The sequence below is a fragment of the Streptomyces sp. TAA204 genome (assembly GCF_000424965.1).
In genome coordinates this window covers 18,041-32,074 of sequence record NZ_AUKW01000019.1, presented here as the reverse complement: position 1 = coordinate 32,074, position 14,034 = coordinate 18,041, and the positions used below count along the sequence as shown (strand labels likewise).

The window sequence follows — 14,034 nt, the reverse complement described above, 5'->3', positions numbered from 1 at the left end:
ACACCCGCCCGCCGACCGGCGGTCAAGTCCCCTGCTACCAGCTGGCCTTCTTCGTCAGCTCCCACAGACGGGGCAGCGTCGAGGGATCGAGCACCCACTCGACCCCGGCCACGTCCTTGAGGGATGCCACATAGACCCTGCCCTGCCACAGCGGCAGCAGCCGTGCGTCCTTCGCGATGATCTTCTGGGCGCTGGTGAACTTGCGGCTGGCCGTGGCCCGGTTGCTCTCCTTGCGCGAGGTGGGCAGCAGCTCCTCGGTGATCTCGGCGTTCTCGTAGGGCGTGCCGAGCGCGTTGTTCTTGCCGACGAAGGGCGCGACGTAGTTGTCGGCGTCCGGGAAGTCGGGGAACCAGCCGCGCCCGAAGACCGCGTACTTGCCCTTGCTGTAGCCCTTGACGAACTCGGACCACGGGGCTCCCTTGACGGAGACGTCGAAGAGCCCCGACTTGTTCAGCTGCCGCTTGAGTTCCTCGAAGGTCTCGCCCGTGGTGGAGCCGTAGCGGTCCGTGGTGTACCAGAGCGTCAGCGGCACCTTCTCGGTGATGCCGGCCTCGGTGAGGGTCTTCTTCGCCTCGCTGGTGCTCGGCTCGCCGTAGGCGTCGTAGAAGGCGCTGGTGTGGCCCGTGATGCCGCCGGGGACCATGGAGTACAGCGGGTCGGCCGTACGGTGGTAGACGTTGCGCACGAGCGCCTTGCGGTCGATCAGCTCGGCGACCGCCTTGCGGACGGCGGCGTTCCCCGCCATCGGGTCCTTGGGATTGAAGACGAGATAGCTGATCTCCGAGCCGAGGATCTCGGTGAGTTCGAAGTCCTGCTCCCCCTTGGCCTTCGCCTTCTCGAAATCCAGGATCTGATCGGGCGTCAGTCCGCGATAGGCCACGTCGAGCTTCTCGGCCTTCAGCGCCTTGACCATGCGGGCGGAGTCCTTGAAGTAATTGACGGTGACTTCGTCGTTCTTGACCTTCGCGGGACCGCGGTAGTCGTCGTACTTGGTCAGTACGGCCTTCTTGCCCTTCTTGTAGGACTTCAGCGAGTAAGGGCCCGAGCCCACAAGCTTGTTGCCCTTGCGCAGCTTCTCCGCCGGATAGCTCTCCGGGTCGACGATGGCTGCCGCCGGCGTGGAGAGGATGAAGGGGAAGGTGGCGTCGGACTTCTTCAGGTGGAAGACGACGGTGCGCTTGTCCGGTGTCTCGACGCGGTCGAGGCTTCCCATCAGCGCGAGCGGCCCCGACTCGGAGTCGATGGCCGCGACCCGGTCGACGGAGTGCTTCACGGCGGCGGAATCGAGCGGGTTCCCGTTGGTGAACTTCAGGCCCTCGCGCAGCGTGCAGCGGTAGACGCGGCTGGCGGAGTCGGTGAACCCGCAGCGCTGGGCGGCGTCGGCCTCCGGGCGGGAACTGCTGCTGGGGAAGGAGAGCAGCGTCTGGAAGACGTTCTTGTACAGCTCCCACGAACCGTCCCAGGCCGCGGCCGGGTCGAGCGTGCTGGGCGCGCTGGTGGTCCCCGTGACGATCTTGCGGCGCTGGTCCTCGTCGTCGCCTCCCGACAGCGAACTGCACCCGGCGACCAGGGAAGTCGATATGAAGACGGTCGCTGTGATCCTCAGAGGTCCGTTGCGGTCGAACACCTACGCGCTCCTCGTTCGGCGGGGCCACCACTGACGCTGCGGTTGCTGAAGGGAATGCCGGTCGGCCGGTCGAAGCGTTGTTTGCGTTTCTCGACGTCGCCGTGGCGTGTACGCCGACGCCATACGCGGACCCGCTGGCCGAGGGGCGAGGAAGACCCTACCTCAGCACCCCACCTCAGAACATGCGGTGGTCAAGCATTCGTCGGTCGCGGCACGGGCGCCGAAACCCACCGATGACAGCGGGTGCCGGTCCGGCGACGGACCGGCACCCGAATTGCCCGCGGTGCCGCGGCGGGAGCGGAGAATACCTACTCCACGCCCGCGTTGAGTGACAGGCCGCCGTCGACGACCAGAGTCTGGCCGGTGATCCACGCGGATTCTGCGGAGGTGAGGAAGGCGGCGGCACCTCCGATGTCCTGGGGAACCCCCAGCCGCTGCATCGGATAACGCGCGAGGGCGTCCTGCTCGCGCCCCTCGAACAGCGCGGCGGCGAACTTCGTCTTCACCACGGCGGGCGCGACGGCGTTGACCCGCACCGACGGAGCGAACTCGTGAGCCAGCTGCTGGGTGAGGTTGATCATCGCGGCCTTGCTCATGCCGTAGGCGCCGATGAAGGGGGAGGCGGACATCCCGGCGATGGAGGCGATGTTGACGACGGTGCCGCCGTTGTCCCGCTGCCAGGCCGCCCAGGTGGACTGCGCGAAGCCCAGCGCGGAGACCACGTTGGTCTCGAAGACCTTGCGGGCCACGCCCGGGTCCAGCTCCGCGATGGGACCGAAAACCGGGTTCGTACCGGCGTTGTTGACGAGGTGGTCGATGCGCCCGTAGGTCTCCATGACCCGCTCGACGGCGGTGCGCCGGTGCTCGTCGTCGTGGGCCTTGCCCGCGACGTACATGGCCCGCTGCGGGCCGAGACGCTCCACCGCCTCCTTCAGCGCGTCCTCGTTGCGTCCGGTGATGCACACGCGGTTGCCGCGTGCGATCAGCGCCTCGGCGACGCCGTAGCCGATGCCGCGGCTGCCGCCGGTGACGAGGGCGACCTGGTCGCCGTCCTGCTGTGCTGCTGCGCTCTGCTCTGCCATGTTCCGTGCCTCTCCGGTCAGTTGAGCGGGCCGCCGGCCACGTACAGCACCTGGCCGGAGACGAAGCCGGCCTGCTCGCCGCTGAAGAAGGCGATGGCGTTGGCGATGTCCTCGGGCCTGCCCACGCGCTGCACGGGGATCTGCGAGGCGGCGGCCGCCTGGAAGTCCTCGAATCCCATGCCGACGCGCTCCGCGGTGGAGGCCGTCATGTCGGTCACGACGAAGCCGGGTGCGACGGCGTTGGCGGTGATGCCGAACTTGCCCAGCTCCTTGGCGAGGGTCTTGGTGAGTCCCTGCATTCCGGCCTTGGCCGCGGCGTAGTTGACCTGGCCGCGGTTGCCGAGGGCCGAGGAGGAGGAGAGGTTCACGATCCGTCCGAAGCCCGCGTCGACCATGTGGCCCTGGCAGGCACGGGACATCAGGAACGCGCCGCGCAGATGCACGTTCATGACGGTGTCCCAGTCGGAGTCGCTCATCTTGAACAGCAGGTTGTCGCGGAGCACGCCGGCGTTGTTCACGAGCACGGTGGGCGGCCCGAGTTCGTCGACGACACGCGCCACCGCGGTGGCGACCTGCTCGGAGTCGGAGACGTCACAGCCCACCGCGACCGCTTTGCCGCCCCCGGCTGTGATCTTCTCCACGGTCTCCTGGCAGGCCTCCTCGTCGAGGTCGAGCACGGCGACGGCGCGGCCCTCGGCCGCGAGCCGCTGCGCGGCGGCCGCGCCGATTCCCCGGGCCGCACCGGTGACGATCGCGACGCGCTGGTCGGTGGTGGACATGCTGGTATCTCCTCGCCCTGAACATCTGGTGAGCAACCGCTTAGTACCTTGTGGCAGTCGTGACGCTATGAGTCCCGCCACCTGCTGTCAACGCCTCCCCCCTGAGGGGTGAGTCACCGCACGAGCAGTTCCAGCAGACGCTCCGCCTCGGCTTCCGGATCGCACGTCAGGCCCGTGTGCACCGGCCCGGGCTGCACCACGGTGCTGCGCGGTGCGACAAGCCAGCGGAAACGCCGGCCCGGCGCGTCAACCGCGGCCTGCCCCGCCCCGTCCCCGCCTTCGCACAGGCTCTCGGCCGCGTGCAGCGCCGCCCGTACACCCTCGACGTCCACCTGCGGGTCCAGGGCCCGCAGCCGCTCCTCGTCCAGATGGGTGCGGGCGACGACCAGGGACCTGGCCCTGCAGTGCAGGACCACCCCCGCGTTGATCGACTCGCCGCGCTCCACCCGGGGCACGACGCGCAGCAGCGCGTACTCGAACACCTCGCGCCCGCCGCGTACTTCCTCGCTCACTTCTTCACGCCTCGCTTCGTGTGCGGCCATTCGGTCAGCCAGCCCGGCGGCTGCGCCGTGCCGCCGCTGCTGGGCTCGCCGAGGGTGATACGTCCGCCGACCGTACGGGCGCGCTCGGCGAGCACCCGCACGTAGGCGCCGCGCACGTCGTCCGGGCCGCCGAAGCCCGGCTCGTCCTCCAGCCACTCGCCCGGCACGTCGGCCGCGCACTCGGCGAGCAGCTCCGCGGTCACCAGCGGCGCCAACTCGGCCGCGGCGGCGGCCACATCGGGCGTGAACGGGGCGAGGGCGTGGTCGGAGGCGTCGTAGGGCCTGTCCGCCGCCGCGCCGGCGGCGGGCCAGTTGTGATGCCAGATCAGGGCGGCCCCGTGGTCGATCAGCCACAGCCGGCCGTGCCACACCAGCAGGTTGGGGTTGCGCCAGGACCGGTCGACGTTGCCCACCAGCGCGTCGAACCACACGATGCGCCCCGCCTCCTGCGCGCTCACGCTGTAGGCGAGGGGGTCGAAGCCCAGCGATCCCGGCAGGAAGTCCATGCCCAGGTTGAGGCCCCCACTGGCCTTCAGCAGCGCCTGCACCTCCTCGTCCGGTTCGCCCAGGCCGATGACGGGGTCGAGCTGCATGCTCACCAGTTCGGGCACGCGCAGCCCCAGACGCCCGGCCAGCCGGCCGCACAGGACCTCCGCCACGAGCGTCTTGCGGCCCTGGCCCGCGCCGGTGAACTTCATGACGTACGTGCCCAGGTCGTCGGCCTCGACGAGCCCCGGCAGCGAACCGCCCTCCCGCAGCGGGGTGACATAGCGGGTCGCGGTGGTTTCGGGAAGCATCGCCACAGGCTAGCGCTGTGACCGCCCCCACCTGCACCGTTTTTATCCGGCTGCTTCCGGGGCGGCCGGGTGCCATGGTTCCGGCATGACTTCCGCAGAGGAACATCCCAGGATTCCCGGATTCCCCCGGCAGTTTGCCCGCACGCGGCGGTTCTCGCTGGGGGCGGTGCGGCACGTGACGCTCGCTCCGGACGGCTCCCGCGCGCTCTTCCTCCGTACGGGCGGCGGCAGCGACCCCGTCAGCCGCCTGTGGGTGCAGGAGCGCGGCGGCGAGCGGCTGCTGGCGGACCCGCGCACTGTCCGGACTCCTTCCAGCTCGCAGACCCCGGAGGAGGAGACACGCAGGGAGCGTGCCCGCGAGTTCGCCACCGGAGTGACCGCCTACGCGGTGGACGACCGGGCCGAACTGGCAGTCTTCACCCTCGGCGGGGACCTGTGGGCGGTACGCACGGCGGAGGGCGAGCCCTTCGCCGTGCCGGCGGCGGGAGGGGTCACCGACCCCCGTCCCTCACCGGACGGACGGTGGATCGCCTACGTCACCGACGGCGCCCTGCATGTGGTGGGAACCGACGGCAGCGGCGGGCGGCGGCTCTCCGCACCCGGCACACCGGAGGTGACCCACGGGCTCACCGACCACGTCTCCGCCGAGTCGATGGGACGCATGCGGGGCCACTGGTGGGCGCCCGACGGGACCGCCCTGCTGGTGGCCCGGGTGGACACGGCCGCCGTACGGCGCAGGTACCTGTCCGACCCGGCCCGTCCGCAGAGCCCGCCACGGATCCAGCGGTATCCGGAAGCGGGAACAGCGAACGCCGACGTCTCGCTGCACATCCTCCGCCTCGACGGACGGCCCGGCACGGAAGTCCGCTGGGACCGGGCGGAGTTCGAGTACGTCGTCGACGCCGGCTGGGACGGGCACGGCCCGCTTGCCACCGTCCAGAGCCGCGACCAGCGCACTCTCCGAACGCTCGCGGCCGATCCCGTGGACGGCACGACACGCGTCCTGGCGCAGCAGCAGGACGAGCACTGGGTGGAGATCATGCCGGGCGCCTACTGCCGCACCGCCTCCGGCGCCCTGGTGACGCCGCACGAGAGCGCCGGGACTCGTGGGCTCGCGGTGGGCGGCGATGTGGTGACCCCTCCGGGCCTGCAGGTCTCGGAGGTACTGGGCACCGACGGGGAACGCGTCCTCTTCGCAGGCTGCGAGGACCCCGCCGAGCAGCATGTGTGGACCTGGTCGCCCGGCTCGGGCTGTGTGCGCGTGACCGTGAGGTCGGGTGTACACACTGCGGTCGCACGGGGCGGCACCACCGTGGTCACCGGCGTCACGGAGGAGGGGGAGCGGGTACGCGTCCTCGGCGAGCGCGCGCCTGCGGAGACGATCGCCTCACTCAGGGAGGAGCCGTCGGTACGCCCGCGCCCCGAGCTGCTGACTTCCGGTGAACGGCGGCTGCGCAGCGCGCTGTTCCTGCCCTCCTGGTACGTGCCCGGAGACCGGGACGCCGCCCCGCTGCCGGTACTGCTCGACCCCTACGGCGGGCCGGGCATACGCCTGGTGGTGCGGGCACGCACCTGGAACGCCTGTGTGGCCCAGTGGTTCGCGGAGCAGGGGTACGCCGTACTGGTGACCGACGGGCGGGGCACCCCGGGACGCGGGCCGGCGTGGGAGAAGAGCATCTGGGGCGACCAGTTCACACCGGTCCTCGAGGACCAGATCGACGCGCTGCACGCCGCCGCCGCGGACCGCCCCTTCATGGACCTGGGCAGGGTGGGCATCCGCGGCTGGTCCTTCGGCGGCGCCCTCGCGGCGGCGGCGGTGCTGCGCCGTCCGGACGTCTTCCACGCCGCCGTGGCGGGGGCGCCCTCGATCGACCCGCGGCTCTACGACACGCACTGGAAGGAGCGCTTCCTGGGCCACCCCGACCGGTACCCGGGACACTACGACCGCTGCACGCTGACCCGCGACGCCCACCTTCTGAAGCGTCCGCTGCTGCTGATCCACGGGACGGCCGACGACAACGTGGCTTTCGCGCACACACTGCGCATGTCGGCGGCTCTGCTGGCCGCGGGGCGCGAGCACGCCGTACTGCCGCTGTCCGGCCAGTCGCACATCGTAAGTGCCGAGGTGGTCGCCGAGAGGCAGCTCACCACCCAATTGACCTTTCTTGACAAAGCCCTTCGCCTTTGACCACGGCCTCGGCAGGATGCAGAGGGCAGTCGCAAGCGCGCAGAACCCGACAGAACAGGGAGTTCTCCCCATGACAGCATCGACCACACGCAGGTCCGTGCTCGCCGCCGCGGGTGCCGCCTCGGCCGCCGCCACACTCGCCGCCTGCGGCTCCGAGGACGGCGGCTCCGGCACCGACGGCGGCGACAACAGCGCCGGCGAGGGCGGCGGGGACGACGGAGGCGGCGGCGCAGGCGGCGGGGAGCTCGGCCAGGCGGCCGACATCCCGGAGGGTGGCGGGAAGATCTTCAAGGAGCAGAAGGTCGTCGTCACCCGTCCCAGCGGCTCGGAGTACAAGGCGTTCTCCGCGGAGTGCACGCACAAGGGCTGCGTCGTGAGCGAGGTCGCGGACGGCAACATCGTCTGCGCCTGCCACAACAGCAAGTTCGACATCAACGACGGCAGCGTCACCGATGGACCCGCCCAAAGTCCCCTGCCGGCGGCGAAGATCTCCGTCAAGGGCGGCAGCATCAAGCTGGCCGAGTAGGACGCTCCCTGGCGGCACGGACCGCGCCGGCGTCCGCCGGACCAGGGTCACGATCCCGGTCCGGCGGACGCCGGCGACGCGGCCGTCGGACTCCGGCCGTCGGACTCCGGACGGCGGGCGGCGGGCGGCGGGCGGCGGGCGGCGGGGCTCACCGAAGCCCGGGGCGCGGACGCCGCGTCAGTCGTAGCGCCGGGCCTCGGCGGGTCCCAGGGCCGCCGCGACAGCGGAGGCCAGCTCCTCGACCCCCTCCGGGGTCAGCGGCGAGACGGTCAGGCGCACGCCGGGCGGTGAGTCCACGCGGAACCGGGCCCCGGGGGCGGCGGCCCAGCCGGACTGCAGCAGCCGTGCCACCGCTCCCGTCTCGTCCGGCACCGGCACCCATACGTTCATGCCGCTGCGTCCGCGGGCCGCGATGCCGCGCGCCTCCAGTGCCCGCACCAGCGCGTCACGGCGCCGCCCGTAGGAGCGGGCGACCGCGCGGACGTCGACGGCGCCGGTGGTCCACAGATGCAGCACGGCGTCCTGGAGCAGGTGGCTGACCCAGCCGGGGCCCAGCAGCTGACGCCCCTGCACCAGGTCGACGGTCTCGGCGTCGCCGGTGAGCACGGCAAGCCGCAGCTCCGGCCCGTACGCCTTCGCGGTCGACCGCACCAGAACCCAGCGCCCTACGGCGCCGGCGAGCGGGTGCAGCGGTTCGTCGACGATCCCGTGGCCGTGGTCGTCCTCGATGAGCAGCGTGTGCGGGTGACCCTCCAGCACCTGGCGCAGTTCACCGGCGCGGGCGGAGGTGACGGCCGCCCCCGTCGGATTCTGCGCGCGGCAGGTGACCACAAGGGCGCGGGCGCCCTCACGCAGCGCGCGCGCCGCCTCGCGGGGAAGCGGCCCCTCGTCGTCCACGGCCACGGGCGCCACGTGCAGCCCCAGCGCGGGGACGAGGTCCAGCAGGCTGCCCCATCCGGGGTCCTCGACGGCGACCGTGTCGCCGGGGCGCAGATGCGCGCGGAGCACCCGCTCGACGGCGTCGAGCGCACCGGAGGTCAGGGCGACGGGGCCGTCGGGCACACCGTCCTCGTCGAAGCCCGCGCGGGCTCTGCGGGCGAGGCGTTCGCCGACCGCGGGGGTGCCGTAGAACAGGCTCCGGCGTGAGACGTTGTCCGCCGCGTGCGCCAACGCCTCGCGCAGCGGCGGAAGAAGCGCCGCGTCGGGGTTGCCCGTGGAGACGTCGGTGCCGCCCGCGGGCGCTTCGACGCGGATGGCCTCCCGGGGCGTCCGTGCGGCCGGACGCTCGCGCACGCGGGTGCCGCGGCGGCCGGCCGTCTCGATCACTCCGCGCTCGCGCAGGCCGCGGTAGGCGGCCGCGACGGTGTTCGCGTTGACCCCGAGCTGCGCGGCCAACTCCCGCATGGGCGGGAGGGGATGACCGGGCGCCAGTTCTCCCGTGCGCACACCCCGCTCGACGCTTCCGGCAATCTCTGCTGCGCCACGGCCCTCGATCCGATATTCTCCTAGCACAAAAACAATAATGCACTAGTACAAAACTCGACGCAAGGGAGACCCGCAGTGCCGGCCAACCCTCCCCCCGGACCCTCCGACGGCAGTTACACCCCGACCAGGCGCAGCACGCCGACACGCCACCGTGAACGCGCCGGATACGACCGCGAGTCGGTTCACGCGATCCTCGACGACGACTACCTGTGCCATCTCGGCTTCGTGCACGAAGGCGCGCCCGTGGTCCTTCCCACGCTCTACGTCAGGGTGGGCGAGCGCCTCTACCTGCACGGCTCCACCGGCTCACGCCCGCTGCGGGAAGCGGGCAGGCAGGGGCAGGGGCTGCCGGTGTGCGTCACGGTCACCCGCCTCGACGGCCTTGTCCTGGCCCGCTCCGCCTTCCACCACTCCATGAACTACCGCTCCGTCGTCGCGCACGGTCTCGCGCACCGGGTCACCGTCGAGGACGAACTCACCGCCGCCCTCGACGCCTTGGTGGACAACGTGGTTCCCGGCCGGTCGGCCGACTCCCGCCCCGCCGACGCCAGGGAGCTTGCCGCCACAGCCGTGCTGCGGCTCGACCTGGAGGAGGTCTCCGCCAAGGTGCGCCGGGGCGGACCGAGCGACGATCCCGAGGACATGGATCTGCCGCACTGGAGCGGCGTCGTCCCCGTACGGCGGACGTACGGCGACCCGCTGGCCTCCGGGGATCTCGCTCCGGGCATCGGCCTGCCCGCCTACCTCACGGACCGCTGAGCCCCCGCCCGGCAGGACCCTGAGACGGCGGCGCCGCGCGGCCCCCTCCGCCGGCACGCGCCGGCCTTTCTCACACGTGGGCGCCGTCGTCCGTCCGGGTGTCCCCGGCGACGGCGGAGGTTCCCCCGGAGGCGACCGGCGCCCCGTCGGCGCCCTTCGGTGTGGAACTCTGCGCGATGAAGGCGCCCAGCAGCACCACCGCGCCGCCCACCAGCTGTACGGCCGCCAGATGTTCACCGAGCAGCACCCAGGCGAGGACGGTCGCGATGACGGCCTCGAGACAGGCCACCACTCCGGCCACCTGCGGGGAGAGCCTGCGCACTGAGACGACGCCCGTGAGGTAGGCGGCGACCGTCGCCACAAGCACGATCCAGCCGAGGAGCAGCGCGGCGGGCACCTGCGTGCCGCCCATCGGCGCATCCCCCGCCAGGACGGTCCAGTTCATGCTCCACGGGCGCGCGAGCACGGTGAGCACGAGTGTGCCCGTCAGCAGCCCGTAGGCGATCACGCCCAGCGGGTCCGGCTGCCGCCGGCCGTCACTGCCGTCACTGCCGTGATCGGACAGGACGAAGTAGCCGACCTGACAGCAGGCCGCACCCAGCGCCAGCAGCAGGCCCAACGCGTCGAGCGTCAGACCGGACCACACGCGCACCACGCAGGCCAGACCGCCGACAGCGAGGACCACGCCCACGCCCGCCGCCCGTGTCACCGGCCGCCGCTGCACGAACCGCACCCACCCCAGCACCAGCGCGGGAGCCAGATACTCGATGAGCAGGGCCACGCCGACAGGGATGCGGGAGATCGCCGCGAAGTAGCACGCCTGCACCCCGGCGACGGCCAGCAGCCCGAACCCCACAAGCAGGCCCGGGCGTTCCCGTACGAGGCCGCGGTGCCGCCAGGCCAGCGGCAGCAGGACCAGGGCGGCGCCCGCCGCCCGCAGCCAGGTGACGTGCAGCGGCTGGAGGCCGGCCTCGATCAGCGGTTTGGCCGCGGGTCCCGAACCGCCGAAGGCGAAGGCGGAGACGAGCGCGAGCGTCAGGCCGAGACTGCGGGCCCGGGGAGGCGGAAGCGGTCGGCTGGTGGCGTGCATCCGCTCATCATCGCAACCTTCGACAGGAGTGTCACCCCTTTCACCCCTGACGGCCCGCGCCCCCGACAGCGAGCAGCGCGGAGAGCTCCTCCATGCCGGCGCCCGCGTTGCGCAGCACCTCCGCCGCCCTGCACCCGCTGTCGGCCACCAGCCCGGCGAGCAGGTCGACACCCTCCACGCGGAGGGCACCGCGGGCCTCCGCCCGCTCCATCGCCACCCCCACCGCCCCGGCGGCAGCGGGCGACCATCCGGGCAGCAGCATGCCGGTCCGCGCCCTTCCGCCTCGCGGAAGAGGGCGGACCTCCACGGCGTCCCGCCAGCGCAGCCCGTAGCCGATCCAGCGCTGCGCGAGATACGCCAGCAGCTTCGCCGTCCGCGGACCGCCGCCGCCCAGATACGCCCGTACCTGCGGGTCCGACTCCAGCAGGCTGTGCAGCAGGTGCGCGGTGTCCACGGCCCGGTCGCCACCGCGTGCGGCCCGCCTGCGCGCCGTGGCGGCCACGGCCGCCAGCTCCTCACTGAAGCGGCCCTCGGCCTGAGCGCCTTCAGGCCGGCGTACGGATACGGGGTGCGCACTGCTGTCCACCGCACCACCACATCACAGACATCCGCCGGTGACATCCTCGCCGTGAGGCATGTGCGCGTCCCACCGTGGGAGGTGAGCCAGGCGCTCTCCTCCTCCTTGAGGAGGAGTACGGACACGGCCGCTCACATCACGTCAGGGAACCAATCGTCCCGGAAACGGCGTCTTGAGGTACAACAAGCCCCTGCACGGCAGCAGTTGGAGACTTCCATGGCCTCACACCATGCACGCTCCGTCCTCGCCGCCCTCGCCGCCGGCGCCGTACTGACCAGCGCGGGTTGCGCTTCCACCCCGGCCTCCACCACGCCCGCGTCCGCGAAGAGCGGCGGAGCCGGGGACACGAAGGAACCGGAGCCCTCCGCGGTCTCCGGTTCCACGTCCGCATCCGGGTCCGCATCCGGCTCCGGGTCCGGACCCGCCACGCGGCCCACCACGAAGCACTCCGGCTCCGGCGACGCGGAGGGACGTCCGCCCTGGTGCACGGCCGAAGCGCTGTCGGTCTCGCTCAGCCCCGGCCGACCGGCGGCGGGCAACCGTTACGCCGCTCTCGCTCTCACCAACTCCTCCGGCACCGCCTGCCGTACGCAGGGATGGCCCGGACTCCAGCTCACCGGCACGGACGGCGAGCCCGTCCCGACCGACGTCGTGCGCGACCGCTCCCGACCCTCGCGCCCGCTCACCCTCGCACCCGGTGCGGCGGCGTCCGCCCGGCTGCACTGGACGGTCGTACCGGGCGAAGGCGATCCCGCGGACGGCGACTGCCCCGAACCCGCGGGACTGCGCGTCATCCCGCCGGACGAGCGCACCTCGAAGCGCGCCGCCTGGGAGCTGGGCACGGTGTGCGGCGCCGGCGAGATCGACGTGACTGCGCTGGCCGGGAACAGAGGCGCGGAAAACTGAGCCCGGGTCACCGGGCACCGCAGGCCCGAGCCCGGCCGAGCGCGGGCGGGGCCGCGCTCAGTCCTCCTCCGCGAGGATCAGGTAGAGCTTCTTGCGGGCGTCGTTGACGACCCCCAGGGCCTTCTCCCGCTGGTCGGGCGTACCGGTCGCCCAGACCTGCTGGAAGGCGCTGACCAGACCGCCGCCGGCCTTGCGCACCTCGTTCATGGCCTCCCAGTCGACGCCGCGCCCGGCCTCCTCCCAGGGCGCCTGCGGGCCTGCCTCGGCCTCGGTGCGGCCGGCCTCGGTAAGGGAGAACAGCTTCTTTCCGCCCTCGCTGGCGCTGCTGATCAGGCCCTCGTCCTCGAGGAGCTGCAGCGTGGGGTAGACCGAGCCGGGGCTGGGCTTCCAGGCGCCGCCGCTGCGTTCGGCGATCTCCTGGATCATCTCGTAGCCGTGCATGGGACGGTCCTTGAGCAGGGCCAGGATCGACGCCCGCACGTCACCGCGGCGGGCCCGCCCGCGCGGACCTCCCCTGCCGCGCCGCCCGCCGAAGGGCGGCCCGTCGCCGAACGGGGGGCCGAAGGCTCCGAACGCCCTGCGCTCCCAGGGACCGTGCCCGCCGGGACCGCAGCCTTCAGGTCCGTGACCGCGCCCGCGGCCGCCGTGCCCATGTCCGTGTCCTGTGTCTTCCTTGTGCATCGCCATCATCCTTCGTGATTGCTCTACGATCATGCTTTGACGCGTCGTGATGGGTCAACGATATATCGGCGATACGATGCTGGCAAGCTTCCCGATCCACCTCCGCGGAATTGGCCGTGGCCCCCTCACCGAGCCCCGGTTACCGTCCCCGCCATGAGGATCCGCACCGTTGACGCCTTCACCGACCGCCCCTGGACGGGCAACCCGGCCGCCGTCGTACTCCTGGACGAAGACCGCTTCCGCTCCGGCTTCCCGGCGGACGACCGCCTCCAGCGCCTCGCGGCCGAGATGAACCTCTCGGAGACCGCCTACGCGCGCCCCCTCACCGGCGACACCGGTGCCGACTGGGCGCTGCGCTGGTTCACACCCGCCGCCGAGGTCGACCTGTGCGGTCACGCGACCCTGGCCACCGCGCACCTGCTGCACAGCGACGGCGCCACGTCCGGCACCGTCCGCTTCCGCACCCGCAGCGGCGTGCTCACCGCGCGCACCGGGCCCGGCGGCGAGATCACCCTGGATTTCCCCACCGCCCCGCTCACCCCCGCGGACACTCCCCCCGCCCGGATCGCGGCCGCGCTGGGCGCGGACGTCGTCACCGCGCACGACACCGGCCCGCTCGGCGACCTCCTCGTGGAAGTCGCCGACGAGCACACCGTGCGCGGCCTGTGCCCCGACGACACGGCCCTGCGCCGCCTTCCCCACCGCGGCGTCATCGTCACCGCCGGCGCGGACGCGGAAAGCAGCGGGTACGACTACGTCTCGCGGATGTTCGCACCCGCCGTCGGCATCCCCGAGGACCCCGTCACGGGCAGCGCACACACGGCACTGGCCCCGCTGTGGTCCGGCCGGCTGGGCCGCGGCTCGCTGACGGGGCTGCAGTGCTCCGCCCGTACGGGGTCGGTGCGCACGACGCTCCGCGGCGACCGTACGGAGCTGACCGGCACGGCGGTCACCGTGATGGACGCACGGCTGCTCGCACAACTGTGAGGACGGGG

Annotated in this window: 14 protein-coding genes; 5 read left to right on the top strand and 9 right to left on the bottom strand. The window is 72.3% G+C overall.

Features of this window, described 5'->3' with window-relative positions; all coding sequences use genetic code 11:
- Positions 1-34 precede the first annotated feature (34 nt).
- The 5 genes from H343_RS0120450 to H343_RS0120430 form a co-directional block, all read right to left on the bottom strand.
- Entirely contained in the window at positions 35-1,627 is a 1,593-nt protein-coding gene (locus H343_RS0120450; protein WP_028432672.1) for an ABC transporter substrate-binding protein, read from the bottom strand.
- Positions 1,628-1,935: 308 nt separating this feature from the next.
- Positions 1,936-2,709: an SDR family oxidoreductase gene (locus H343_RS0120445; RefSeq protein WP_028432671.1), complete on the bottom strand. Its 774-nt coding sequence runs from the start codon at positions 2,707-2,709 to the stop codon at positions 1,936-1,938.
- A gap of 17 nt (positions 2,710-2,726) precedes the next feature.
- Positions 2,727-3,488, bottom strand: coding sequence for a 3-oxoacyl-ACP reductase FabG (gene fabG, locus H343_RS0120440; protein ID WP_028432670.1), 762 nt, complete (start codon positions 3,486-3,488; stop codon positions 2,727-2,729).
- A gap of 113 nt (positions 3,489-3,601) precedes the next feature.
- Positions 3,602-4,000, bottom strand: a complete 399-nt coding sequence (locus H343_RS0120435; protein ID WP_028432669.1) for a DUF3037 domain-containing protein — start codon at positions 3,998-4,000, stop codon at positions 3,602-3,604.
- Positions 3,997-4,827, bottom strand: a complete 831-nt coding sequence (locus tag H343_RS0120430; RefSeq protein WP_028432668.1) for a HipA family kinase — start codon at positions 4,825-4,827, stop codon at positions 3,997-3,999. The genes H343_RS0120435 and H343_RS0120430 overlap by 4 nt, the downstream gene beginning before the upstream one ends.
- 85 nt (positions 4,828-4,912) lie before the next feature.
- Here H343_RS0120430 and H343_RS0120425 point away from each other — a divergent pair, with 85 nt between their 5' ends.
- Positions 4,913-7,015 (top strand): prolyl oligopeptidase family serine peptidase, encoded by a 2,103-nt coding sequence (locus H343_RS0120425; protein ID WP_028432667.1) that lies wholly within the window; start codon positions 4,913-4,915, stop codon positions 7,013-7,015.
- Positions 7,016-7,085: 70 nt separating this feature from the next.
- Positions 7,086-7,541 carry a Rieske (2Fe-2S) protein gene (locus H343_RS0120420; RefSeq protein WP_028432666.1) on the top strand — a complete coding sequence of 152 codons (456 nt, stop codon included), beginning with the start codon at positions 7,086-7,088 and terminating at the stop codon, positions 7,539-7,541.
- A gap of 177 nt (positions 7,542-7,718) precedes the next feature.
- Here H343_RS0120420 and H343_RS0120415 read toward each other — a convergent pair whose 3' ends face one another.
- Positions 7,719-9,053 carry an aminotransferase class I/II-fold pyridoxal phosphate-dependent enzyme gene (locus tag H343_RS0120415; RefSeq protein WP_078505948.1) on the bottom strand — a complete coding sequence of 445 codons (1,335 nt, stop codon included), beginning with the start codon at positions 9,051-9,053 and terminating at the stop codon, positions 7,719-7,721.
- 48 nt (positions 9,054-9,101) lie between these two features.
- On the opposite strand from H343_RS0120415, the gene H343_RS0120410 reads away from it, so the two are divergent.
- Positions 9,102-9,785, top strand: coding sequence for a pyridoxamine 5'-phosphate oxidase family protein (locus tag H343_RS0120410; protein WP_028432664.1), 684 nt, complete (start codon positions 9,102-9,104; stop codon positions 9,783-9,785).
- A gap of 70 nt (positions 9,786-9,855) precedes the next feature.
- Here H343_RS0120410 and H343_RS31770 read toward each other — a convergent pair whose 3' ends face one another.
- Together H343_RS31770 and H343_RS34965 are read right to left on the bottom strand one after the other, a co-directional pair.
- The gene (locus H343_RS31770) at positions 9,856-10,875 is read right to left on the bottom strand and encodes an EamA family transporter (protein ID WP_051265613.1); all 1,020 of its coding nucleotides are present in this window, start codon (positions 10,873-10,875) and stop codon (positions 9,856-9,858) included.
- Positions 10,876-10,915: 40 nt separating this feature from the next.
- Positions 10,916-11,461, bottom strand: a complete 546-nt coding sequence (locus H343_RS34965) for a Clp protease N-terminal domain-containing protein (protein ID WP_051265611.1) — start codon at positions 11,459-11,461, stop codon at positions 10,916-10,918.
- 207 nt (positions 11,462-11,668) lie between these two features.
- Here H343_RS34965 and H343_RS31760 point away from each other — a divergent pair, with 207 nt between their 5' ends.
- Positions 11,669-12,358, top strand: a complete 690-nt coding sequence (locus tag H343_RS31760; protein WP_037904488.1) for a DUF4232 domain-containing protein — start codon at positions 11,669-11,671, stop codon at positions 12,356-12,358.
- A 57-nt stretch (positions 12,359-12,415) separates the two neighbouring features.
- Here H343_RS31760 and H343_RS0120390 read toward each other — a convergent pair whose 3' ends face one another.
- Positions 12,416-13,039 (bottom strand): PadR family transcriptional regulator, encoded by a 624-nt coding sequence (locus tag H343_RS0120390; protein WP_486586982.1) that lies wholly within the window; start codon positions 13,037-13,039, stop codon positions 12,416-12,418.
- 153 nt (positions 13,040-13,192) lie between these two features.
- Here H343_RS0120390 and H343_RS0120385 point away from each other — a divergent pair, with 153 nt between their 5' ends.
- The gene (locus H343_RS0120385; RefSeq protein ID WP_028432662.1) at positions 13,193-14,026 is read left to right on the top strand and encodes a PhzF family phenazine biosynthesis protein; all 834 of its coding nucleotides are present in this window, start codon (positions 13,193-13,195) and stop codon (positions 14,024-14,026) included.
- The last annotated feature ends 8 nt before the right edge of the window (positions 14,027-14,034 follow it).

What these genes read in the sequence shown, in the direction of transcription:
- H343_RS0120385 (WP_028432662.1), top strand. Translation starts at nt 13,193, where the DNA reads ATGAGGATCCGCACCGTTGACGCCTTCACCGACCGCCCCTGGACGGGC.
- H343_RS0120420 (WP_028432666.1), top strand. Translation starts at nt 7,086, where the DNA reads ATGACAGCATCGACCACACGCAGGTCCGTGCTCGCCGCCGCGGGTGCC.
- H343_RS0120430 (WP_028432668.1), bottom strand. Translation starts at nt 4,827, where the DNA reads ATGCTTCCCGAAACCACCGCGACCCGCTATGTCACCCCGCTGCGGGAG.
- H343_RS31770 (WP_051265613.1), bottom strand. Translation starts at nt 10,875, where the DNA reads ATGCACGCCACCAGCCGACCGCTTCCGCCTCCCCGGGCCCGCAGTCTC.
- fabG (WP_028432670.1), bottom strand. Translation starts at nt 3,488, where the DNA reads ATGTCCACCACCGACCAGCGCGTCGCGATCGTCACCGGTGCGGCCCGG.
- H343_RS31760 (WP_037904488.1), top strand. Translation starts at nt 11,669, where the DNA reads ATGGCCTCACACCATGCACGCTCCGTCCTCGCCGCCCTCGCCGCCGGC.
- H343_RS0120425 (WP_028432667.1), top strand. Translation starts at nt 4,913, where the DNA reads ATGACTTCCGCAGAGGAACATCCCAGGATTCCCGGATTCCCCCGGCAG.
- H343_RS0120445 (WP_028432671.1), bottom strand. Translation starts at nt 2,709, where the DNA reads ATGGCAGAGCAGAGCGCAGCAGCACAGCAGGACGGCGACCAGGTCGCC.
- H343_RS0120390 (WP_486586982.1), bottom strand. Translation starts at nt 13,039, where the DNA reads ATGCACAAGGAAGACACAGGACACGGACATGGGCACGGCGGCCGCGGG.